The sequence below is a fragment of the Roseburia rectibacter genome, assembly GCF_014287515.2.
In the GTDB taxonomy this organism is placed as follows: domain Bacteria; phylum Bacillota; class Clostridia; order Lachnospirales; family Lachnospiraceae; genus Roseburia; species Roseburia rectibacter.
The window spans coordinates 1,608,888-1,632,210 of record NZ_CP092473.1; the positions used below are offsets into that span (position 1 = coordinate 1,608,888).

At 39.4% G+C, this 23,323-nt stretch carries 28 protein-coding genes, 1 pseudogene and 1 riboswitch; of the genes and pseudogenes, 25 read left to right on the forward strand and 4 right to left on the reverse strand.

Features of this window, described 5'->3' with window-relative positions:
• Positions 1-37: 37 nt before the first annotated feature.
• The 3 genes and pseudogenes from H8S51_RS07570 to H8S51_RS18250 form a co-directional block, all read left to right on the forward strand.
• Entirely contained in the window at positions 38-1,579 is a 1,542-nt protein-coding gene (locus H8S51_RS07570) for an RsmF rRNA methyltransferase first C-terminal domain-containing protein (RefSeq protein WP_117918563.1), read from the forward strand.
• A 118-nt stretch (positions 1,580-1,697) separates the two neighbouring features.
• On the forward strand, positions 1,698-1,946 hold the full coding sequence (locus tag H8S51_RS18245) for an MATE family efflux transporter (RefSeq protein WP_186899514.1): 249 nt from the start codon (positions 1,698-1,700) through the stop codon (positions 1,944-1,946).
• Positions 1,947-1,996: 50 nt separating this feature from the next.
• Positions 1,997-2,284: pseudogene (locus tag H8S51_RS18250) on the forward strand (MATE family efflux transporter); the annotation flags it as partial.
• Positions 2,285-2,362: 78 nt separating this feature from the next.
• On the opposite strand, the gene H8S51_RS07580 reads toward H8S51_RS18250, so the two are convergent.
• The gene (locus H8S51_RS07580; RefSeq protein WP_117918557.1) at positions 2,363-2,944 is read right to left on the reverse strand and encodes a folate family ECF transporter S component; all 582 of its coding nucleotides are present in this window, start codon (positions 2,942-2,944) and stop codon (positions 2,363-2,365) included.
• 63 nt (positions 2,945-3,007) lie between these two features.
• A riboswitch (THF riboswitch) is annotated at positions 3,008-3,117 on the reverse strand.
• Positions 3,118-3,305: 188 nt separating this feature from the next.
• On the opposite strand from H8S51_RS07580, the gene H8S51_RS07585 reads away from it, so the two are divergent.
• From H8S51_RS07585 to H8S51_RS07620, 8 genes are all read left to right on the forward strand, one after another.
• Positions 3,306-5,192 carry an ATP-dependent nuclease gene (locus tag H8S51_RS07585; protein WP_117918555.1) on the forward strand — a complete coding sequence of 629 codons (1,887 nt, stop codon included), beginning with the start codon at positions 3,306-3,308 and terminating at the stop codon, positions 5,190-5,192.
• Between the two features lie 138 nt (positions 5,193-5,330).
• Positions 5,331-6,677, forward strand: coding sequence for an MATE family efflux transporter (locus tag H8S51_RS07590; RefSeq protein ID WP_117918553.1), 1,347 nt, complete (start codon positions 5,331-5,333; stop codon positions 6,675-6,677).
• An 80-nt stretch (positions 6,678-6,757) separates the two neighbouring features.
• Complete coding sequence (locus tag H8S51_RS07595) at positions 6,758-7,612, forward strand: YitT family protein (protein WP_117918550.1); 855 nt, start codon at positions 6,758-6,760, stop codon at positions 7,610-7,612.
• A gap of 10 nt (positions 7,613-7,622) precedes the next feature.
• Positions 7,623-7,865: a hypothetical protein gene (locus H8S51_RS07600; protein WP_241070952.1), complete on the forward strand. Its 243-nt coding sequence runs from the start codon at positions 7,623-7,625 to the stop codon at positions 7,863-7,865.
• Positions 7,866-7,877: 12 nt separating this feature from the next.
• Positions 7,878-8,762, forward strand: a complete 885-nt coding sequence (locus tag H8S51_RS07605) for a GGDEF domain-containing protein (protein ID WP_241070953.1) — start codon at positions 7,878-7,880, stop codon at positions 8,760-8,762.
• Between the two features lie 81 nt (positions 8,763-8,843).
• Entirely contained in the window at positions 8,844-9,008 is a 165-nt protein-coding gene (locus tag H8S51_RS07610; protein ID WP_330414582.1) for a hypothetical protein, read from the forward strand.
• A 268-nt stretch (positions 9,009-9,276) separates the two neighbouring features.
• Complete coding sequence (locus H8S51_RS18420) at positions 9,277-9,426, forward strand: TnpV protein (RefSeq protein ID WP_330414581.1); 150 nt, start codon at positions 9,277-9,279, stop codon at positions 9,424-9,426.
• On the forward strand, positions 9,362-9,922 hold the full coding sequence (locus H8S51_RS07620) for a hypothetical protein (protein ID WP_408639571.1): 561 nt from the start codon (positions 9,362-9,364) through the stop codon (positions 9,920-9,922). Before H8S51_RS18420 ends, H8S51_RS07620 begins: the two co-directional genes overlap by 65 nt.
• Positions 9,923-10,001: 79 nt before the next feature.
• Here H8S51_RS07620 and H8S51_RS07625 read toward each other — a convergent pair whose 3' ends face one another.
• The 3 genes from H8S51_RS07625 to H8S51_RS07630 all read right to left on the reverse strand — a co-directional run bounded on the left by H8S51_RS07625 (position 10,002) and on the right by H8S51_RS07630 (position 11,783).
• Positions 10,002-10,721 carry a hypothetical protein gene (locus H8S51_RS07625; RefSeq protein ID WP_330414580.1) on the reverse strand — a complete coding sequence of 240 codons (720 nt, stop codon included), beginning with the start codon at positions 10,719-10,721 and terminating at the stop codon, positions 10,002-10,004.
• Between the two features lie 3 nt (positions 10,722-10,724).
• On the reverse strand, positions 10,725-10,904 hold the full coding sequence (locus H8S51_RS18560) for a hypothetical protein (RefSeq protein WP_330414579.1): 180 nt from the start codon (positions 10,902-10,904) through the stop codon (positions 10,725-10,727).
• Positions 10,905-11,117: 213 nt separating this feature from the next.
• Positions 11,118-11,783 (reverse strand): sigma-70 family RNA polymerase sigma factor, encoded by a 666-nt coding sequence (locus H8S51_RS07630; RefSeq protein WP_117918548.1) that lies wholly within the window; start codon positions 11,781-11,783, stop codon positions 11,118-11,120.
• Between the two features lie 224 nt (positions 11,784-12,007).
• On the opposite strand from H8S51_RS07630, the gene H8S51_RS07635 reads away from it, so the two are divergent.
• The 14 genes from H8S51_RS07635 to H8S51_RS07695 all read left to right on the forward strand — a co-directional run bounded on the left by H8S51_RS07635 (position 12,008) and on the right by H8S51_RS07695 (position 23,060).
• Complete coding sequence (locus H8S51_RS07635; protein WP_117918546.1) at positions 12,008-12,250, forward strand: transposon-encoded TnpW family protein; 243 nt, start codon at positions 12,008-12,010, stop codon at positions 12,248-12,250.
• Positions 12,247-14,073: a DUF4368 domain-containing protein gene (locus tag H8S51_RS07640; RefSeq protein WP_241070955.1), complete on the forward strand. Its 1,827-nt coding sequence runs from the start codon at positions 12,247-12,249 to the stop codon at positions 14,071-14,073. Before H8S51_RS07635 ends, H8S51_RS07640 begins: the two co-directional genes overlap by 4 nt.
• Positions 14,074-14,619: 546 nt before the next feature.
• Positions 14,620-14,973 carry a hypothetical protein gene (locus H8S51_RS07645; protein WP_117918545.1) on the forward strand — a complete coding sequence of 118 codons (354 nt, stop codon included), beginning with the start codon at positions 14,620-14,622 and terminating at the stop codon, positions 14,971-14,973.
• A gap of 94 nt (positions 14,974-15,067) precedes the next feature.
• Positions 15,068-15,808, forward strand: a complete 741-nt coding sequence (locus tag H8S51_RS07650; RefSeq protein ID WP_117918543.1) for a LytR/AlgR family response regulator transcription factor — start codon at positions 15,068-15,070, stop codon at positions 15,806-15,808.
• Between the two features lie 3 nt (positions 15,809-15,811).
• A complete protein-coding gene (locus H8S51_RS07655) occupies positions 15,812-17,104 on the forward strand; it encodes a sensor histidine kinase (RefSeq protein WP_117918541.1) in 1,293 nt (430 codons plus the stop codon).
• A 155-nt stretch (positions 17,105-17,259) separates the two neighbouring features.
• Positions 17,260-17,595, forward strand: coding sequence for a hypothetical protein (locus H8S51_RS07660; RefSeq protein WP_241070956.1), 336 nt, complete (start codon positions 17,260-17,262; stop codon positions 17,593-17,595).
• Complete coding sequence (locus tag H8S51_RS07665) at positions 17,592-18,356, forward strand: hypothetical protein (RefSeq protein WP_117918520.1); 765 nt, start codon at positions 17,592-17,594, stop codon at positions 18,354-18,356. The genes H8S51_RS07660 and H8S51_RS07665 overlap by 4 nt, the downstream gene beginning before the upstream one ends.
• 43 nt (positions 18,357-18,399) lie before the next feature.
• Entirely contained in the window at positions 18,400-18,984 is a 585-nt protein-coding gene (locus tag H8S51_RS07670) for a hypothetical protein (RefSeq protein ID WP_117918512.1), read from the forward strand.
• 9 nt (positions 18,985-18,993) lie between these two features.
• Positions 18,994-19,581: a hypothetical protein gene (locus H8S51_RS07675; protein ID WP_117918510.1), complete on the forward strand. Its 588-nt coding sequence runs from the start codon at positions 18,994-18,996 to the stop codon at positions 19,579-19,581.
• A 40-nt stretch (positions 19,582-19,621) separates the two neighbouring features.
• Complete coding sequence (locus H8S51_RS18505; protein ID WP_408639572.1) at positions 19,622-19,711, forward strand: DUF3879 family protein; 90 nt, start codon at positions 19,622-19,624, stop codon at positions 19,709-19,711.
• A gap of 17 nt (positions 19,712-19,728) precedes the next feature.
• Positions 19,729-20,781: a hypothetical protein gene (locus tag H8S51_RS07680; protein WP_117918509.1), complete on the forward strand. Its 1,053-nt coding sequence runs from the start codon at positions 19,729-19,731 to the stop codon at positions 20,779-20,781.
• Complete coding sequence (locus H8S51_RS07685; protein ID WP_117918507.1) at positions 20,781-21,446, forward strand: hypothetical protein; 666 nt, start codon at positions 20,781-20,783, stop codon at positions 21,444-21,446. The genes H8S51_RS07680 and H8S51_RS07685 overlap by 1 nt, the downstream gene beginning before the upstream one ends.
• A 353-nt stretch (positions 21,447-21,799) precedes the next feature.
• On the forward strand, positions 21,800-22,414 hold the full coding sequence (locus tag H8S51_RS18265) for a DUF6033 family protein (protein ID WP_442969706.1): 615 nt from the start codon (positions 21,800-21,802) through the stop codon (positions 22,412-22,414).
• Between the two features lie 4 nt (positions 22,415-22,418).
• The gene (locus tag H8S51_RS07695) at positions 22,419-23,060 is read left to right on the forward strand and encodes a hypothetical protein (RefSeq protein WP_241070957.1); all 642 of its coding nucleotides are present in this window, start codon (positions 22,419-22,421) and stop codon (positions 23,058-23,060) included.
• The last annotated feature ends 263 nt before the right edge of the window (positions 23,061-23,323 follow it).

Here is a 23,323-nt window from a genome sequence, read left to right on the forward strand (position 1 = left end):
CAGAAAGAATCGGAAGAAGAAGCAGGGAGGATTTAAAATGCTTCCACAAGCGTTTTTAAACAGAATGGAATCGATGCTTGGAGAGGAATATCCAGCATTTTTAGAAAGTTATGAGAAAGAAAAATATCAGGCACTGCGGTTAAACAGCATCAAGGGAGATATTGCGCAGATGAAAGACAAGGTGCCGTTTCAATTACAGCCCGTAGCATGGGCGAAAGACGGATTTTACTATGAAAAGGATGATACCCCTGGAAAGTATCCGCTTCATGAGGCTGGTGTGTATTATATCCAGGAGCCGAGTGCCATGGCTCCGGTATCTTATCTGATGGGGGATTATGATATAAAAAGACTGCCGAGCGGAGCGAGTGTAGATAGCGATCATGAAGCGGAGCTTCATGATATAGCGCACAAAGAGGCTGCATCCTGTCAGGAGCGGATCTTAGATCTTTGCGCAGCACCGGGTGGAAAGAGTACACAGATCGCGGCAAGAATGAATGAAATGTATATATCCGGTCAGTGGAACGAGCAGGGTCTTCTCATCTGTAACGAGATCCATCCGGCACGGGCAAAGATTTTGTCCGAAAATGTGGAGCGGATGGGCATTGCAAATGCGATGGTGACAAATGAAACACCGCAGCGTTTAGCAGAGGTGTTTGAGGAGTATTTTACAAGGATTCTGGTGGATGCACCGTGTTCCGGGGAAGGAATGTTCCGTAAAAATGAGGCGGCGTGTGAAGAATGGAGTACAGAAAATGTTAAAATCTGTGCCGAAAGGCAGGATGGCATTTTAGACTGTGCGGCATCCATGCTTGCACCGGGTGGCAGAATCGTGTATTCAACATGTACTTTTGCACCGGCAGAAAATGAAGGAAGCATGACACGCTTTTTGTTGCGGCACCCGGAGTTTCATATCGTGGAAGTAAAAAAGGCAGAAGGCATGTCGGCAGGAGTACCGGAGTGGGCTTATTTTGAAGAAGAGAAAGGACAGGTACTCCTGGAGATCGCACAGACGATCCGGCTCTGGCCACAGCATTTAAATGGAGAAGGACATTATCTGGCTGTGCTTAAAAAAGAAGGAACGCTAAGACAGGGATATTGCCGGAATGGTGAAGAAAAAGGAATCGCGGCAAAAGATCTGAAAGTACAGGGAAAGGGAATTGTAGAATTTTTGGATTTTGCGAAAGATACATTAGATCCGCAGACATTAGCCGGACTGGAGAAAAATGGTACATATCTGAAGTTTGGAGATCAGCTTTACCTTGCACCGAAGGGTATGCCGTCTGTAAAAGGTCTTAAAGTCTTACGTCCGGGACTACATCTTGGAACGTTAAAGAAGAATCGTCTGGAGCCATCCCATGCACTTGCTCTGGCACTGAAAAAAGAACAGGTTCGTTATGCTGCAGATTTAGCTTCGGATGGAGATATGATCCGCAGTTACTTAAACGGTGGAACATTTTCTTATGATGGTGAAAAGGGCTGGTACCTGATCACGGCGGCTGGATTTAGTACCGGCTGGGGAAAACTGGCTGGTGGAGTCATGAAAAATCATTATCCGAAAGGACTGCGGAAAACGTGGTAGTGTATTTTTGTACAAATATGGAATGTACAAAGAACAGCAAAAAATGAGGATAGTGTGAAAAATACATTTTTTACACGCAAGATTTGTGCTTAAAAACAGTGTAAAAATGAAGATTAGTATGTTACAGCAGGATCTTACAACAGGAAATATCACATCGAAGCTGTGGATGTTTGCACTGCCGCTCATGCTTGGCAATGTCATGCAGCAGTTTTATAATCTGGCAGATACCTGGATCGTTGGCAGATATATCGGATCGGATGCGATGGCAGCGGTGGGAATCAAAGGGACTGCAGAGGCGACGACCATTTCCTGGTATATATCGGGAGTGGGACTGATGATCTATTATCATATATGTTATCCGTCGTAAACAGCTTTGGCACGGTCGTAATGTCTGCATTTGTGGGAGCGGGTAAGAAAGAAATCATAGAAGTCGGAGTGACCTATTTAAGGATTGAAGGGGCATGTTATATCGGAATCGGTGTACTTTTTATGCTTTACGGTTATTACCGGGCGGTGAATATTCCGAAAATGTCTCTGATACTGACGATCATTTCACTTGGAACAAGAGTTCTTCTGGCATACACACTGCCGAAAATAGCCGGAATAGGAGTGATCGGCATCTGGGTGGCAATCCCGATCGGATGGCTGCTTGCAGATGTGTATGGAATCCGATATTATTTAAAAAGACACCCTTTCACAGAGTAGTGAAGGAGTGTCTTTCCCTATTACATAAAAAGCCCTACGGGCAGAAGTTGTTCTTGTTTTAATGAAATCGGATTCCTGTCAGGCGCGCTCTTTGGCACCTGTTGTTATTGTGAAAAATCCAAACTGTGCTGCGATTTTTCTGGCGTAAGTCAGGGCGAAAAATAAGATAAAGCTGTCGATCGGCAGCATGATCACGTTTTTGATCACACGCGGGCCGAGCAGTGCAATAAATCCTTTGCCGTAAAGCATGGAGATCCAGAGCGTATTCAGACCGCAGTTGATGACCAGCTTTACAAAAAACTCGGCGATCACGATACGCTTGATGGAGACTGGACGACGGTAGAGCAGGCTGCCGTAGATCAGACCGGAAAGCATGGCATTAAAGGTGAATCCAAAGAAAAAAGGACCATCCGGCTTTAAGACATACTTTAACAGGTCAAGTGCACCGCCAAACAGGCATCCGACAACCGGACCAAACAAAAATTCGACAATGCGGTTCGGCAGACCGGAAAAGCCGATCTTGATGTAGGGACCAAGCTGGATACTTGCCACAAGACTAAGCACGATGGCGAGTGCAGCTAAGAGTCCACAGAGCACGATCGTCTTTGTGCGACACAGCTCTTTTAGTGATTGTTGATACAGTTCTTTTAATTTTTTCATAAAAAAAGCCTCCTTCCTTAGCAGTTTCCTAAAACCGCATAGAGGAGACATATACCTTTATGCAGCAGCGGGATGCGAATTCTGTACCGCAAACAAAAGCATTGCTTTTGTTTTTCGTCCGTGTGACAACTCCCTGTTCACATGGCACTTAACGCACAGAGTTCTACTCTGCTAATATGAAATATTAGTTTTGACAAGTTCTGTTATAGCACACTGCTATAACATTGTAAAGAAGAACTTATATTTCATACTATATTTTTTAATATGACTGATAAGTTATGGAAGGAAAAAGATGGATGACGGACGGGTATTTCGGTGTTAAAATAAAAAAGAAAAGAATGATGCAGGAAGGGAGACGGAAATGAAGCTGACCGGTATCCATATTAAAAATTTTAAAGCAATCCATGAGATGAAGATCGATAACATTGAAAATGCGCTGATCTTAGTAGGGCAGAATAATACCGGAAAGACGACAATCTTAGAGGCGATCCGTGCGGCTTTTGGAGACTATCGCATTTCTTCGGAAGATTTTGACGGGGACAGCGCCAATATCGAGATGGATCTGTCACTGGAATTTTTGGATGAAGATCTGAAATGGCTGCATCAGAATGGCGTGGTCAGCCAGTATAAAAGATATGAGACATGGTTTGAAGATTTCTGCAAAAAGCTGCCTTCTTTTTCGGTAAAAGAAAATAACGAAGAAGGCGGTGCGCTGCAGTTTACCTTTATCGCGCACAGGGATGGATGGGTGCGGTATCAGGATAAGGAGCACAAAAATAATTCCTGCATCCCACAGATATTTCCAAAGATATACTATCTGGATGCAGAGCGTGATCTAAATCAGCTTCAGGGAGATCTTTTAATGCTTCAGGAGGATGAGCTGTTAAAGCGGATGCGCGCGGACACCTGTATGTTTAATCAGGCAAAAAAATGCGGCCACTGTTTTTCCTGTATTGGTCTGATCGAGAAAAAGTCGCCTGCAGAGCTGGATGCATTTGAGACAGCAAAGCTGTTAGATTATAAACTTTACCAGTTGAATCTGGATGAATTTGCGAAAAAAGTAAACCAGAATTATAAGAAGAACGGCGGACAGGATGAAATCCTTTATTCCATGAACCGCGATGTGGAGCGGATGTTAAAAGTTACGACGGAGATCCATAATCCGGCGCAGAATCTGACCAGACCGGTAGCGAAGATGGGAAAAGGCATGCGCAGCATTTATATGTTGTCTTTACTTGAGACTTATACGGGGACGAAAGGGCGGATTCCAAGTATTCTTATGATCGAAGATCCGGAGATATTTCTTCACCCGAAACTTCAGAAGGTTTCCGGTGAGATTTTATACCGTCTGTCCAGAAAAAATCAGGTGATTTTTTCCACGCACTCGCCGAATTTGCTGGCAAATTTTAACAGCAGGCAGATAAGACAGATTGTTTTAGATGGCGAAGGATATTCAAAGATGTGTGCAAAGACGGATGTGAGTGCGATCCTTGAAGACCTTGGTTATACGGCAAATGATCTGATGAATGTGAATTTCGTATTTATCGTGGAAGGCAAGCAGGATAAGAGCCGTCTGCCGCTTCTGATCCGGAAGTATTATTCAGAGACTTATGATGAAAATGGAAAACTTTCAAGAATTGCGATCATCACGACAAACAGTTGTACAAATATCAAAACTTATGCCAATCTGAAATATATGAATCAGATCTATCTGCGTGACCAGTTTCTGATGATACGTGACGGAGATGGAAAAGACAGGATGGAATTAGGAAAACAGCTCTGCCGTTATTATGAACAGCGGAGTTTAGAGGATGTCGACACACTGCCAAAGGTAAGACCGGAGAATGTTCTGATCTTAAAATATTATTCCTTTGAAAACTATTTCTTTAATCCGAAAGTGATGGCGGAACTCGGAGTGGTCGCATCTGAGGAGGCATTTTATGAGACGCTGTTTGATAAATGGAAGGAATATCTGTATCGTCTCAGCAGTGGCAGACATCTGACAGAAGTATTAGGATATGAGATGCAGAGTGTATCCGACATTAAAGAACATATGGAGGAGATAAAAATCTATCTGCGCGGGCATAACCTGTATGATATTTTTTATGGAAGATACAAAGATCAGGAAGAGGAGCTTTTAAAACGTTATATTGACCTTGCGCCGCAGGAAGATTTTTCCGATATTTTAGATGCAATCGATCATTTTATTTATTTTGAGAGCAGAAAAAAGGACGGAGATTTCAGATAATATGAAGAACATAGTGTGAAAAATACATTTTTCACACGCAAGATTTGTGCTTCTCACAAACTTGTGATGCAAATAAAAACGCTGTTTTTATTGAAAAAACAGCGCAAGAATGGAGATTAATATGGAGATAAAAATAAAATGAAACGAAATGGTGCAAATCTGACAGATGGAAAACCAGTAAAACTGATCTTACAGTTTGCGATTCCGGTGTTTTTAGGCAATTTATTTCAGCTTTTTTATGGGTTGATCGATACAAAAATCGTTGGGAGCACGCTTGGCGAGGGCGCACTTGCAGCAGTCGGTTCTGTCTCAATCCTTTATAACCTGTTAACCGGTTTCTTTAATGGAATGACACTTGGATTTTCGGTTGTGACTGCAAGGTATTTTGGAGCAGGAGACACAGAAAAATTAAAAAGAAGTGTTGCGGGAACGATTCTCTTAGGATTTATAACGGCAGCCATACTGGTAACAGGAGTGTTTGTATTCTTACGACCGCTTCTTACGGTAATGCATGTGCCGGCAGAACAAAAAGAGATGGCGTATACTTATATCAGTATTCTGGTGCTCGGCATGTTCGTAACGCTTGCTTATAATATGTGTGCAAATGTCCTGCGCGCAATCGGGGATTCCATGACACCACTGATCTTTTTGATCTTAGCGGCGGTGCTGAATGTGATTTTAGATTATGTATGTATTCTGGTATTTTCCATGGGCGTTGGCGGAGCGGCAGTGGCGACTGTGATCTCGCAGGTCGTATCGGTGGTACTCTGTGTGATACATATCAAAAAGCATTTCCCAATCCTTCAGGTGGAGCGCAGACATTTTAAACTGAACAAATCAGAAGTATTTGCGATGCTGTCCGGCGGGCTTTCCATGGGAATGATGTCGAGCCTTGTAAATCTTGGAACACTGATCTTACAGACCGGGATCAATACACTTGGAACATCTGTGATCGTGGCACATACAGCGGCAAGAAAAATATTCGAGATATGGGGACTCCCGGTCACAGTACTTGGTTCTACCATGGCAACATACAGCGGGCAGAATTATGGTGCCGGAAAATATGACAGGATTACTTCCGGGTTAAAGGCAGCGTTGCTGCTCGGATGTGGCTGGGCAGTGATGGTAATGATCATGGCGTATACGATTGCCGGTTATCTGGTCAGTTTTATCGCAAGTACACAGAATGCAGAAATCTTGTACTGGGGAACGACCTATCTGCGGGTGGACATGCTCTTTGAAATGGTCTGTGTGTGGATCGTGATCCTGCGGAATACGATGCAGGGCGTGGGAGATTATAAGACACCGATACTTTCAAGTTTTATAGAAATGATATGTAAGATCGTGTTTACAGCGGTCTTTGTCCGGTATTTCGGTTACTGGGGTGTCATCTGGACAGAACCGGTCACATGGATCATCATGGTGATACCTTTGATCGTAATGCTGATAAAAAATCCCGTGTTTCATCAAAGGAAAACAAAGTAGAAAACCTAGTATGATCAGAAAAACAGCAATTTGCATTGGCAAATATCTTAGCAGTAAATTGCATGGAAATGAGGAGCATTATGAAAAAACAAGTGAATTATATAGAGATTATGAAGGAGACTGCGATCTTAACAGCAGCAGTGGCGATCATTGCGGCGGCAGTGTATTTTTTTCTGGTGCCAAGTCATGCATCTGTCAGCAGTATCTCCGGTCTTGGAATCGTGCTTTCAAATTTCATTCAGCTGCCGTTGTCGGCGATCACCATGATTTTGAACGTGGTGCTTCTTATCATCGGCTTTTTTACCTGTGGAAGGGAATTTGGAGTGAAAACTGTCTATACAAGCATCATGCTTCCGGTATTTTTAGGTGTATTTGAAAGAGTTTTTCCTGATTTCGGATCGATGACAGACAGTCAGGAACTGGATGTATTATGCTATATTTTAGTAGTCAGTGTGGGGTTAAGTATTTTATTTAACCGTAACGCATCGTCAGGAGGACTCGATATCGTGGCAAAGATCATGAATAAATATCTGCATATGGATCTCGGAAGGGCAATGTCTGTATCAGGAATGTGTGTTGCACTTTCAGCAGCCTTTGTTTATGATAAAAAGACAGTGGTACTCAGTATTTTAGGAACTTATTTTAATGGAATTATCTTAGATCATTTCATTTTTGATTATAATATCAAACGCCGTGTATGCATTATTACAGAGAAGGAAGAGGAACTCCGTAATTTTATCATCAATGATCTGCACAGCGGGGCAACAATCTATGAATCAATCGGTGCTTACAATATGCAGAAACGCAACGAGATTATTACCATCGTGGATAAAAATGAGTATCAGAAATTAATGAATTATATGAATCATGAAGATCCGAAAGCATTTATTACGGTGTATCATGTGTCGGATATCCGGTATCAGCCGAAAGGGTAAGGTGCAGTGAATGGAAAAATGGGATGTTACCATACATAAGTTATTCAGTAAAGATCCAGATGATGAAAAAGAGAATGTGACACAGAATATTTATGTATTCCGTTTTATTATATTCTGCATTGCTGTCTATTCTGTGGAAATGTTGTTAAACTGCGCTGGAATTTTTATTGTTGATAAAACGATTTTTGCAAGAGGTTATTTTACCGGGTGCTTTTTAGCTGTCCTGTATATTGTGATTTTGCTGTTGTTATGACTTGAGCATCCATTGACAAAGTATGTCAGTATAACATCGATCAGCCTCATTATCATGGCTGCCAGTATTTCACTGACATATCACATGGTCATTATTATTGTGGTGCCGATCATCATAGCAGGCATGTATACGTCGAAACGTCTATCCATCTATACATTTGTGCTTACGGTTTTTTCGATTATAGTCAGCACTTATGCCGGGTATTATTATGGTGTTTGTGATGCAAATATGGTGCTGCTTACCACGAGCTCTTTAGATAATTCTTCACAAAACGGTATTTTTCTATTGAATCAGGTTAACGATGATCCGGGTATGACGATTGCGTTATATTATGTACTGCCGCGTTGTCTCATGGCGATTTCATTTGTGTTTGTATCGAACATTGTAAACAAGGTGATACGGAAATCATTGAAAAGTGCAATGAAGATGGAGCAGAAGGCTGCAACGGATGAGATGACCGGACTCTATAATAAAAATAAACTTCTTTCGATCATTGAGAAAAGGACGTATGATTACCAGCAGATCGCTGTTATTTACTGGGACATTAACCGCTTAAAGCATGTGAACGATACTTATGGGCATTTTGCAGGCGACCAGATGATCGTAAAAACAGCGCAGTCAATACGGATTGCTTTAGGTGACACCGGTATGGCATTCCGGTACGGTGGTGATGAAATGCTTGCACTTATTCCCGGAGGAACCGGTGAAACGGCAGAAAAGATGATAAAAATCTGGAAACAGACACTTGCAGCCGTGCAGGTGGACTGTGAAATACCGATCACCGCAGCAGTCGGTTATTCGATTGGCGAACATGAAAAGTTAAAAAATGTGATCGCGGCGGCAGATCGGAATATGTATGTATGCAAGGCTGCAGACAAAAAAGTATCTGAAAAATAAAAAGTGAAAAAATTGAAAGAAAATACTTGACTTGAAGTTCACTTCATGGAATATGCTCTTCGGAAAAAGGAGGTATCATTCATGATGACAGATAAAATGATAACATTAAATAATGGTGTAAAGATTCCACAGCTTGGACTTGGAACATGGTTTATTGAAGACAATGCGGCAGCAGAGGCAGTGAAAGCGGCAGTCAGCCTTGATACCGTCATATCGATACGGCACAGGCTTACGGAAATGAAGTGATATGTTGTGAAGTGTAGATGTCAGATTTCCCAAAACAGTGTTGTTTAGCGGAAACCTCCATCTGCTAGTCAAATGCAAGCATTTGACTCTCGCGACATTCGCCAAATTGACACGCCAGCGTGTCAGCTTGGCTCATTGTTCGCGGATATAACACAACATAGGCGGCTGGCTCATTTGTGGTGAATGATAGATTGCAGATGTTGTATTAAGAAGGTGATACTCTTTTAATTGAAACTGTAAACATTTAGCACAAAGGAAGGAGCAGCGTATGGAGTTAACATATCATTGGGAAGGCGATGTATTGATTCCAGATTTGGAATTGGAAGATGGAAGCAATTATCAGATTGGCAAATATGGCAGAATGCGACAGAGGTATTCTGATTTCGTCACAAAAGGAAAGAGATTTTGTAAATACTAACTACGACGACATTAAGCAGGTATTCAGCATATGGATATGTATGAACATGGATGATAACAGCTTAAGCCACATCCATTTGACAAAAGATGAGATGTTAAAACCATGTAACTGGAAAGGTAATCTCGATCTGTTAAACATTGTGTTAATAGGAATCACAAATGAGATTCCGGAACATGATGAAAAATATGAAATGCACCGGTTGATTGGAGCATTACTTTCAAGTGAATTGAAAGAACAGGAAAAATTGGATATTATAGAACATGAATATAATATTCCAATCAGTCAAGAATTCAGAGAGGATGTGAGAATTATGTGTAATCTGAGTACAGGAATTGAAGAAAGAGCTACTGAAAAAGCTACTGAAAAAACAAGCGAAAAGTTTATTCTGAATATGTATAAAAAGGGTTATACATTGGATCAGATCGCAGATGTAGCTGAAACAGGTGTTGATGAAGTTGAGGCGATTATTAAGAAGAGAGAGTCTGCAATGGCGTAACTATCATTAGCAAAAATAAGAGACGGCAAATCGTCAACAAGTTGTTGATGATTTGCCGTCTTTGTTTTGTATATTGGAGCTATTCTTCTTTTTTCTTAACCCTTGTCTTATAGACATTATACTGATTCTTGCATTTCGGAGAGCAGAACTCATTTCCCTTACGGCTTGCGATAAATGCCCTGCCACAGTGCTTACACAGCTCCATATCGCAGTCAGAATCCGTAAGCATAAAAGAAAAGCACATCTGGATCATGACGAGCAGGGAATGGAAGTTCCATACGATAACCGGGGCATTTTCCACTAATGAGATATGGTAAGTCGGGGATATTCCGCCAAATGCAGACATACCCTGACGATACAGGTTTTTTGTCTGTTCATCAAGACTGTCGTAGTCCATATAATATAAGAAACTTGTGGTAAAGGTAAATGCCCAGTCGGAAAATTCTTTCACCAGCCAGTCATAGCGTTCTGCATATTCCTTCTGAAAACTCATCGTAACAGCCTGTGGATTCTTTCCCGTTGCAAGTGCGATTGCAATGCCATTCCTGTCAGATACTGACCAACTGGATTCTATCCCTTTTTTATGAAAATCCATCTTATCAAACGGATAAAAGTAATCGAGATAACTTTCTGTTGATAGAGATTCTTCTTTAATAAAGTGGTTTTTCGGAAGATATACAGATTCATAGGTGATAAATTCCGCAGTTGTCGGAAGTGCAGTCATAAAGCCTAAAAATCCGTAGGAATTGATGAAACGAAGTACCATACTTTTCAGTTCATCTTCAGGCGCTTTATGCATGACCTACAAACCGATGTTGACAGCATCCAGTACAAGTGATTCTGCATCTTTCATAGGATTATACATTTCTGGTTTGGCATCCGCAGATACTACAATATACAATGTTCCATCTTCGGCAGTGCTGTATTCATAACTACTGTACCGTATCCATGGGGAACTGGTATGTTCAAATAGATTTTTCATGAAAAGACTCCAATCTGATTTAACTGGAATCAGAGCAATCGTCTGAAATTCAATTCGTATAACTTCTATATAAAGAAACTGTAATCTATTAACAATTCTATTCGATTACACATTATAGGTCAAGGGTTATCATTCTGAAATTTCAACGCAATTTTTTTTTGACAAAACATTAAAAGTATCATATTACCCTGTTATATATTTCAGGCAGCATAGTCACTGTTTTTCAGAATTCTTTTCGTCTTTAGTTCTTGCCCCATTTTCAAGAAAATATTTTTCGTCCAATGTAAGTGTCCAAGGCAGATGAAGCAGCCTTGTTTCAATAGCAGTCTTATATTTCTTTATTATCTGCTTTATGGCAGTTTCCCTTACACCATGCACATTGCGGTCAGTCTTTCCATTCAGCTCAGCGTATTGGAGAGTGGAGTATGACCGGACAATCACATAGTACAAAAGCTGTTTCTGGTGTTCCTTCATATTCTTTAATATCAGGCATAAATCCTGACTGCGTACAAGCTCATGGATGTAATCCGGCTCATCAAAGATATAATCAATAAAATCGCCGGCAAGTATCTGTTGCCACAGCACCATATCATAGTTGGCATTACCGGGCAGGATATAATCAGAGGCGTGCCATTCAAGCGGTACTTCAGAGCGTCCGATTTCATGGTAGCGCTCTCTGCGTTCCCTGTTGTCATCAAGTTTATCCCACCACGATATAACATTTGCAAATTCTTCCTCGGTTCGTGCAGTTTCTTCAAGACGGCTGATTGCCAATGCACGGGCTTCCCTGTGCAGCATAGTTTTCTCACTGGAAGAATCGTTGTATTCCGGTATTAAGTTTTGTTTGCGGAAAGCTTTTAGTTCCTCATATTTTGGCAATTTAATCAGTCCTTAAAAATTTTTTCAAAAATAATTTCAAAACACTTCCGATTTTGTAGCCGTATTTCTCCTATTAGTGAAGAGAGTAATTCTTTTTATCACTAAAGCAATTACAGAAAGGAGCAAAAAGGATATGAAGTATGGATAAACAAAAGCTTCGGTTACACGAAGCGGAAGCATGAAACAATTATAATTTTTATCAGAGAGAAAGGCAAGGATTGATTATGGAGGCAGAAAAACTAAATAATGGCGATAGAAAGTCCGGCTCATGTGAAGCTGGATTTTTTTATCGCAGGATTGGTGGGACAGTTTACAAAATCAGGGTATTAACGAGTAAAAACAGTACAGATACCTTTTCGGGCAAGATTTCCCACATTATTTCAAGAGAGGTGCTGACAGAGAAAGCGGATTATGATAAGATAGAGCTACCACAAATAAGTCAGTTGCCGGAAGGGAGTTCGGCATGAACAGAACCAGACAGACAACTGACAAATCGAAAAACAGAATAACTGCTCTTTATGAGCGACTCTCAAGGGACGATGAGCTTGCGGGAGACAGCAACAGTATAGTGAACCAGAAGAAAATGCTGGAGGACTATGCAAAGAGTAATGGATATACCGATTTGGTGCATTTTACAGATGACGGATATTCCGGTGGAAATTTTGACAGACTGGGATGGAAGGAAATGCTCCGACAGATTGAAGACGGAAGCATTGGCACAGTCATTGTAAAGGATATGAGCCGAGTCGGGAGGGATTACCTACAGGTAGGATTTTACACGGAGGTATTCTTTCGGGAAAAAGGTGTCCATTTCGTTGCTATCTCTAATGGTGTTGACAGTGATATTAACACCAGCAGCGAATTCGCCCCTTTTTTAAATATCATGAATGAATGGTATCTGCGTGACTGCAGCCGCAAGATAAAGGCGGTATTGCAGGCAAAGGGCAGGGACGGGAAACCAATTACCAACAATCCGCCATACGGATATATCAAAGATCCGGAAGATAAGAACCGGTGTGATATGTCAAAGCCATATGAATGGGCAGGAGTAAGTGTCGTAAGAATGCTTGAAAAACCGGAATATATGGGAGATACAGTGAATTTCCGTACAAAGAAGCTTTCCTATAAGGATAAGACTGCTGTAAAAAATGATAGTGACGAGATAGTGGTCTTTACGGATACCCATGAGGCGATCATTGACAGAAAAACATGGTATATGGTGCAGGAGCTTAGAAAGACCAAACGCAGGATAAACACAGAGGGCGAGTCAAATCCGTTTGTGGGTAAGATTTTCTGTGCGGACTGCGGTGGAAAGATGCATTATCGTAATGAGGGAAAGCGTGCCGGAAGAAAATGGAGAGGACTGCCGGATGGCAGTGTCAGAACAACTCCAGCCTGTTATAACTGCGGCAATTATAATAACAGCCATGACCAGTCAGGAAAGGTCTGCTGTTCGCACAATATACAGGCAAAGGTGATTGACCAGTTTGTGCTTGAAACCATTCAGTATGCGTGTAAAAGTGTAAGGATGGATGAGAGAGCATTTGTCGAAAGCATCCGCAGTGCATTAGAAATCCGGGAACAGAGTGAGGCGAAGAAGCTGAAGGCTGCGTTAAAGCATCAGGAGAAGCGGTATGCAGAGCTTGATATCCTTCTTAAAAAAGTGTATGAGGACAATGCCCTTGGCAGACTGCCTGACAAAAGATATGAAATGCTATCGGCAGGGTATGAAAAAGAACAGGCAGAACTGGAACAGTCCATTAAGGCATGCAGGGAGCAGCTTACGCAGTATGACGAGGATACAGACCGGACGGAGGAATTTCTGGCATTAGTCCATAAATACACGGATATCACGGAATTAACACCTGTCATCATCAATGAATTTGTGGATAAGATACTTGTCCACAAAGCGGAAAAGATTGATGGCGAGCGTGTGATGGAGATAGAGATTTACCTTAACTTCATCGGTAAAGTGGAACTTCCGGCACAGGAACTGACGGAAGAAGAACTGGCTGAAATAAAGGAAAAACAAAGACTTCGTGAGCGCAATGCCATGTATCAGAGGCGGCGCAGGGCAAAGTTCATGCCAAAAACAAAAGCAATCCGTGCAAAGGTGCAGGAGGCTGAGATAAAAGAAGCTTTGGAGAATGCGAGTGCAAAAGCGGAAAAACTGCTTATGGCAGATAATGATACGCATATCGCAGAGGTAGTTGCCGGGGAAAACAAAGTATATGTTGATACCGGAATTTTCCCAACAGCAGAAGAGGTAAAAGAAAAGTATGCAATTTAAGAAAGAGAGGATTTTATTATGACAGAGAAGATCAGAGAATATAATGTTGTCCGTCAAATTAGATGCACCTGATTTAGATCTTATTTGTTATGCATCCGCAGATTGTCTGCACCAACATCTGCAAGTTATCTGATCGACATAAAAAATGATGCAGATTAAGAGATCAGGGAAAATACAATAAAAGCAGGCTGCCCTGCTTTTACTGCTAAATCTCATTATTATTGATTGCCTGCATGACGATCTCTGCAGTAATCATGTCACTTTTTCTAGAGTCTCCAATCAGAAGACAACTATTGCATAGAATGTCTGAAAAAGAAGGAAAAGAGCAGACTGGAGTATGAACGCATAAAGGCTGATATTGAACAGGAATCTGGAAGATATGATGATTATGCGGAATGGGATATATCTGATGTTAAGGAAAGTGTCGGTATAGATACAGCAGGGAGTGTTCAAAAGGAATATGAAAAGACAGAAGGGGATATCAGTGTATATGAGGGCTTTGACCGGTTCTGTGAGAAAGAGAACATTCGTGATGACGAGGAGAAAGTGTTCTATGGTGCTGCGTTTGATGAATTTAATCGGGAGTGGCAGGGAATAGCATCAGAAGAACAGACAGAACCGACTTCCCATAAAGAAGAGCAGGAGATACCACCAGATTATACGAAGATGTCAATGCATGAGCGTGTCAGACAGCTTCCGCCGCCAACAGAGGACACGTCACAGGAGTTTGAAGCATATAAGAACAGGATGAGATATGGTGCGGCTAAGATGAAGAGTATCCGTTATAAGATGAGTGTATATGATGAATTCTTAGAGAAACTGGAAGCCAGAAAGAAATACCATGGAACGAAGGCATATGGCAGACAGGGTACAAGGAAACGAGGCAGAGAGGGAAGGTAAAAATAATTTTGATGACCATACCATATCGGCAATTATAAAAAGTGCCGATATGGTATAATAGAAAAATAAAAGTTATTACAGGGAGGAGAATGGATTGTTAGAAGTAGCAATATGCGATGATGATAAGGAAGATCTTGACAAAGCGGCGCTGATGCTGGATAAAATTCTTTCAGAATATCAGGTTCAATATCAGATTCGGTCATTTCTATCGGCGAATGAGCTGCTGAACAATAATGACAAGATTGATATCGGAATACTGGATATTTCCATGGAAGAACTGGGCGGAATTACGCTCGGAAGAAAGCTGAAAGAAAAAAATCATGATATAAAAATTATATACATTACCAGTTATGAAGAATACATGGCACAGGCGATTAATAAGGTACATGCGTTTTCTTTTTTGTGTAAACCGATCAATGAAGAAGAAATGAAAACGCAGATTATGGAAATTCTGGGGCAGGAGAAATGTCCGGAAATAGAAAAGGAATTTGAAATACTAGATGAATCAGGAACAAAAGCAGGTTGTGTGCGTTTGAAATTAAACGAGATATTATATTTTGAGTACATAAAAAGATCCAGAAAAGCAGCAATTATTCTGGAAGATTGCAGATATGAATGTGAATGTACATTTGAAAACCTTGTGGAAGAATTACAACCATATGATTTTGCGGTAAATCACAGAGGCTGTCTTGTAAATCTGAGACATATTGAGAAGATACAGGGATTTCATATTTATCTGGACAATGGGAAAGAACTGTCCCTTGCACAAAAAAGAAACTCTGATTTCCGGGAAGAAATGAATAAATTTTTGCAGAAAACCCAGAGGAGAGAATAGAAGATGGATAAGATTTTACTTGCGATATGTAATGGACTTTCCTGTTTTATTATCTGTACAATTCTTTTTCAATTTATGAATGAAAGATATAAGAAAAGTTACAGCAATAAAACTTTGTACATAGCAGCAGAGATAGCGATGGGAATCACTGCATTTGGCATAAATATGCTGAACTTTGCAATATTGAATCTGCTGATATGGTTTGTTGGAGTTGGTGTAACGGTATATTTTCTGTATTACGAAGATGCAGACAGACCAATCCGTAGAATCACTGAGTGTGAAGTACTGGTTTTATGTATGTCTGTATGTGAAACGCTGGGAGTGCTTCTGTTACACTGTTTTTTGCAGATTTGTGGAATATCAAATATTGATGTGGTCATGCAATATTGTCTGGAAGTGACATTTTCAAAGATAGTGCTGATTTTCCTATACTATGTTTTGATAAACAGATTGATAAAAAGGACAGAGGTAGCCTGTTCCAGAGAACAATATATCATATATGGAATCCTGCTTTTTTACAGTCTGGTCAATATGCTTGTGATTGTGCAGAATTTCAGGGATGGACAGAAAAGCTATCTGTCAGCGGTAAATATGGGTTGCATCGTTTTGGCTGACCTGTATCTTTTGTATTATGTCAAAATGGCAGACGAAAAGAGATACTATGAAAACCGCGTAAAGGCATTGGAGCAACAGGCAAAAATGCAGTATGAGTATTATCTTGCACAGAATGAAAAATATAGTCAGACAGTACGGATATTACATGATGTGGATAAGCATATCAGGGCTATCGAGAATTTGTATGGAACAGAGAGGGAGCATACGGCTGGCGAATATGCAGAGGCAATCAGAAGTACACTGGCACCACTGATTCCTATATCTTACACAGAGAATCCGATACTGAACATTCTGCTGACAGATAAAAATGCTGTCATGCAGGAGAAAGGGATACATTCGGACATTAAGATAGACAATGTAGAATTATCTTACATAGAGCCGATAGACATAACAACTATTTTCGGGAATCTGCTGGACAATGCGATTGAAGCTGCCGCAAATGCTGACGGAGACAAATACATTTTTATTAAAATCAGTGCCTATCATAAGATGACGGTAGTTCATATAGAAAACAGTTGTGGAAAGGTAAAATGGAAAAAACGTATGCCGGTATCAGATAAGGGAAAAGGCAGAGGGATAGGACTCTTAAATGTGAAACAGAGCATAGATAAGTATGATGGGGATTTACAATTAAAACAGGATGGAAACAGATTTGTAGCAGATTTGTTTCTGAATTCATGAAAAGGGCGGTTTCGTCCTTTTTTGTGCTCAAATCGTAGTTGGTGCAAAAAAATCGTAGTTGGTGCAGAGCGTATAAAATATGAGAAGAATAGTGCCGATAAAACTATAAAAGAATGGAACATGATATAAGTTATATTAAGGATATTGGTGATATTATGAATATTTTTTTTAACAGTCGAATTTATACCAATCAGTCATTCATTAATACGCTGTATGGGCAACAACGAAAAACTACAAGAAGTCAAGATGCAGGTTGCAGCGGTACAAGAGATACTTTAACGATAAGCGCATCAGGAAAGGAAAAGCTTGTAAAAAATACGAAAGGAAGAACACATAATACAAATGTTGACAAAAGTATTGATTTGAAATCCTATATAGCTTCAGCCCAAAAAACAAATCAAAAAATAATTGATAATGCAGGGACACAGATTAATGCGAAAACAAGTGAATATATGAGTACAGGTAAGGCTTTTAGGGGAGACCAGTTATGAAGATTTATAATAATATGAATATTACATATTCTGCAATCGAACAAAACAGCAGAAAAAATACAAAGCAAAATATTCCGGCAGATTTAGAAAAGAAAATGACACAGTACACAGATACACTTTCTATTTCAAAGACAGGGCAGGAAATCTTTAAGCATTTATCATCAGTTAGTTTTATGGATTATGTCAATCGGTTTGAAAATGAAGTAACAGAGGTATTTGCAAAGGAAGATACGACACAGGGGGTGAAGTCAGATACTTTTGAACATCATGTAAACAGAATGGCAAAAGCATATAACAAAATGAAAAACAGCATTGAAGAAAAATATGCGGCACAAGATTATGAGCAAGAGTATTATGTGACGGAATCGGGCAAAATTGAGGAATTAACCAAAGAAAAAGAACTGGATATGCTGAATCAGGCATATGAAAATCACAGTAATTTTATGGCAACTTCCACAGAAATCTGGTCAGAATTACAGGATTTTACACCATCGGTAGTTTACCATAAAGGAAGTGAACAGACAGCAAATGAACAGAACATAGGTGAGAACCAGGAGAATACTGCAAGATCTAAAGAAAAGGGGGTTATCCAAAATTCGGCATATCAGGCATTTTTATCTGCCATCCAGTCGGATAACCAGAAATTATCGCAGCAGTATTCGGGTGATTGGAAAGATTTAAGGCTAAATCTGAATGTATCAGATGGTGATCGGAAAATGCTTAATGGTATTTGGGATTATTATGCTATGGAGAGTGAATAGATTCCGAATGACAGAGGAATGAAAATAATTGGAGGAAACGAAAATGAGTATAGCAGGAATTAACGGTTATAATTATTCAAATTATTATACAGGAACAAAAAGAAACACTGCGAAAGCAAACGGTATGAATTCTGGTTTGTTATCAAATGTAAGTAGTACATCTTCTAATATTACATTACATATGTCGGGAACGGGAGATAGTGGAAATGCATTAACAGCAATAGGATTTCCGGATGGCAGTAGTGCATCTGTATATAAATCAGATACATATGATTCGGCGAACCCGGAATACAGGGTAAGATATTGGGACAAAGAAGGAAATTACACAGATACAAATGTACAGATAAATGGTGTTAATCCAAGAAATGCAAGTTATTTGGAAATGCTTGCATATACAACATATAGTGATGTAGAAGGCTTTACGAAAAATGCTTTTGGAGATTTCATGAATGCGGCTGGTGGTGTGAATGGCAACATCACTTATGATTCTGACAGCATAAATGAAAAGAAAGACTATATGAGCATGATTAAAGAATTTATGCAGTTACAATATGATTCGAACAACTTATCAGGTTATCTGTCATATAAGGAATTGTATGATTACATAAATGACAGAACAGAGAGGTGATTCAATTAAATGGAAATATCAAATAATTATAGCACAGCAAAAGTGTGGAACACATCGAATAAAAATGTTTCTAAATCTTCTGAAAAAAACAAATGGAAATTAACGGATTCTTTAAAAGAGAAGATTGTTGATCTGGCAAAAAAAGATGCACAGGACAATGTATATATGGGAAATGCATTTATGAATTTGAGAAAGACGGAAGTAAGCAAAGTAGCCCCGAATAGAGCTGCTTTAATTGGAAAGTTTAGTCAATCAATGAATTCAGGTAATATGTCAGCAATGAAAGAAGTTGAGGAAGCAGACAAAAAATGGCTCTGTATGTTGTTTGGAATACCTTATGAGGCAAAATATCAGGGAACAGGGACAGGCTCGGCAATTCATGTATACAATGAAGATGGCGAAGAAGTTTTGACCTATACAGGGGGAGTAGGCTGGCAGAAAAAAGAAACAAAAGCAGAGTCACAGGTTCATTCAGCATTAAAAATGACATATTATGAGGCATTTAGTGAGGCGAGAAAAGCATTAAATAGTGAAGAAAAGGCTGGCAGTATAAACGAAGACATAATATCACAAGGCAACTTCGATATGAAAGCGTAAAATGTGTGATTTAATAATGTGTCTTATATGGGAATGAGCAATGTATGGCAATGTTCAGGAAACAAAAAATCTAATGAGTCATTATGAAAGTGACGGTGATTATGTTAATTATAAAGTGTCACGTGATTAATAAGGAGGACTTGCACTATGCAGATTAATGCTAATTATTCTGTGAATGGCGTGCCGTATGATAATAAACGTAAGCAGAATAATATCCCTCAATTTAGTACGGAATGTGCGGTTCAGGAAAATGAAAATATAAATCCATATATGGCAGAACCACTGGTATATGTATGTGACTGTTATCAAAAATTTAATGTAGTGACAGGGATGCCCAAGAGTAACTTCGGAGATTCTTTTGGCTATGATATGCAGAAAGATATATCCAGTCATATGACCAATTTTTATGCCGGAAAGGTGAGCAGGGGTGAACTTAATTCCTATTTTGAGGAATGTTGTACTTCCATGCGTACCTATCGGACAAGTCAGCATCAGACATCCGGAACCAATGAAGCAGATAATACGCAAATCGTAAGTGAGATGTATGAGGTATTTGCAAAAGAAAATGCAAGGGCAGCAAGTCAGGCAAACTATCAGGAAGGAAAAGCATTGAATGAGAAATACTATTCTGATAGTCACAGTGACTGGACTTATTATAATTCAGATTATTACTATCAATGCAATGAAACCAATGCGGCATTGAGGGAATCTGTCAAGCAAATGATCGAAAAATGGGATTTGGATGAGATTGACTGTGATAAAATCGAAGCAAATTCCAGTCTTACATTAGATGGTGGTTTTGATTTTAACAGCACATGGAATTTTGAGTTTAGAAATCAGGCTGGCAGGAGCAGTCTGGCAAAGGAATCAGCGATACCGCCTGAGAATTTTAAGATGTTTTTCAAGGAACAGGTAACATCTTTTACAGAGGACAATAAATTTAATGGAAATCTGAAAATAACAATCGGAGAGAATAATTACGATTTAAAGGTTCCATTTCAGACGTTACGCACCGGATCGGAAGGGGAAATTTGTAATGTCTGGGATTTGATGGAAGATTATTATCCGAAGTCAGAAGATACCTCTAAAGTTAAAAATTTCCTGGGGAATATGTCTGTATTTACACGGTGGTATGCATATGAAACAAGAATTAATGACATATTTGGTGATTATGAAGTGTCACATAAGGAGTTGAGTTAATGGGTATATCATTGTCAGGTATAGGAACTGTTGGAAAAGAGCAATTAATTTCCTCATGCAGTAACGGAGAACCGAATTGGTCTTATATTCCAACAAAAGGGAAAAGTTCAAAAACGCATGCGGAATTTGTTAGTGAAATTAAAGAACTGGCACGACGAGCAGCTACGACAGCAAATAAGACAGAGTACGAATATATTTCCAGACAGGTTCTTGGTTTACGGGCAGAATATCTATCAGATGTTGCACCTGATAGAAAACAATTATATGAACAGGCTAAAAATACTATAAAAAAACAAACTGGCAATTCGAAATGCAAAGGATGTGGAGAATTATCATTATTGGATTTTTTGGAGAAGGCAGAAGGAAAAAGCAGTAATTTTGCTGAAAAGAAGTTTGCACTGGCGGGAGGAGGAACATTGAATTGTCCAATTCTAACTACTGGTGGTTATGGTGCTGAAATTCAGTATCAGGGAGTAACGGTATTATCTAATCTTGGAAATGGCTGGGGCTATGAGATGACACCAGCGGAACTTGCAAAAAAAGATGAATTTTATTCTATTTATTGGAGCGAATATAATTTCGTAAAAGAGAATGGAAGTTCAGAATTGAGAGAGATGCCGGATTATTTGGATCAGGATAGACCATCTTTTGAAGCCAGAGCATAAAATAAATATTGTGCGCAAGGAAAAAATGAGCATAGGAGCAGTGCCAGGTGGCACTTTTGATTTTTCACGTGAAGTCCAGAACTTTATGATAAGATTCATAATCGAAACAATTATGCCGATATATAGAAAAGAACAGGTAAACGGATTTACGATGTGATATGTACAAGGAGGACAACGGATATGTCAATGAATGTAAGCACAACCACGGCTGCTTATGCAAGTTACCAGAACAACTACAAGACTGGTACAGCAAATAAGAAAAAGAAACAGCACAAACAACAGAAAATACGAAATTAAAGAAAAATACGACTGAAAGCATCGCTGAAAAAAATCTCAGTAAAGCGGCACAAAAAATGCTGGAGAATTTGCGTGGATCAAGAAACGACATGGATTTTATGGTTGCCGATTTTGAAAATGGTGATAATGCCAAAGATATTTTAGCCCAAAGTGATAAGGAGTATACGGTTATTTTCTCAAAGGAAGAAATGGAGAAGATGGCGTCTGATCCGAAATATTATGCAGAAAAAATGCATAGCATTGAGGGAGCTTTGCGTATGTCAGATGAAATCAATGCCCAGTTCGGCTTTGAAAGAGCATTTGGTAAGACTAACGGTGGTGTAGATGCTGATACAAAAATAACAAAATTTGGCATCTCTTTTAATAGTGACGGAACTACAACCTTCTTTGCACAATTGGAAAAATCATCAGCCAGTCAGAAAGAATATCTTGAAAAGATTCAGGAAAAGAAAGCTGAGGAGAAAAAGAGGCAAAGAAAAAGGAACAGTCCAAGCAAATCGAAGTACGAAAAACTACAGTTCAGGCAAATTCAAAAGAAGAACTTTTGGATAAGATCAAAAACATTGACTGGGATTCCATTAAACCGGAGGAGAATAAAATCGGCGGAAGGTTTGATTTTTCAATTTAGTGAATTTGGAACAGATGAAATATATGCCAATATGGAGGAATAATATTATGCAGATAACAAGAGATAATTATTCGCAATATGCTCAAATGGTTCAGCAGATGTTCGGGAAAAAAGCAAGTTCAAATGATCCGTTAGCACAATGTGATTATGGCAATTTTTCATTAAGATTTAAGCCTGTGGATATTAACTTTACAAAACCGAACTGGGATACTATCATGACAAAACGAGATAAACCTGCGATGTCAGAAGAAGAATTTGACGAAGCAATAAAAGAACTTGCAAGAAAAGAATTTGTTACTGGAAAAAGGGATGATGATGCTTACCGAAAATTGTGTATGCAGCATGGAGAAACAGTATCTCCTGATAGAAAGGCTATATATGAATCAAGCATGAAAAAAACTGGTGGCAAAATGAATGCTGCATGTATGTTTTGGGATTCAAAAGGTAATAAAACGCTTTCTTATAATCCAGAGTCAAGAAACTGGAAAGCTATAAGTACAGATGAAGAATTTGCAAGAGCAAGAGTGTTTACATCAATTTATAATGATGAGTTAGCCCGTTTGAAGGAAGAGTATGGCGAAAAAGCGAAAGGAAATGTTTCTTATAGCAAAATAAAGGCAGATATATCCGCAGAGGAATCAAAGGAAAAGAACAATAATGAAGGAAATACTATTGATTTGCAGATTTAGATTGTTGATTGCGTTTTAGTAAATAGTAGATAAAAAACGGAAAGATATTCATCGCTGGTAGCGGCATTGAGTTCATAAATTACTACTACTCTAGATAAAAGTAGTATTCCGATAAGTTAAAAGATAAAGCAGATGCAAATAGACACGAATCCCAGCGTATACCAATGAAGGAGTTTATTTCATTTCTTTAATAGTGCAGACATGACTAAAAGACAGGGCAGTGAACCAATAATGGTTTACTGCTCTTTTCACAACAAAAAAAG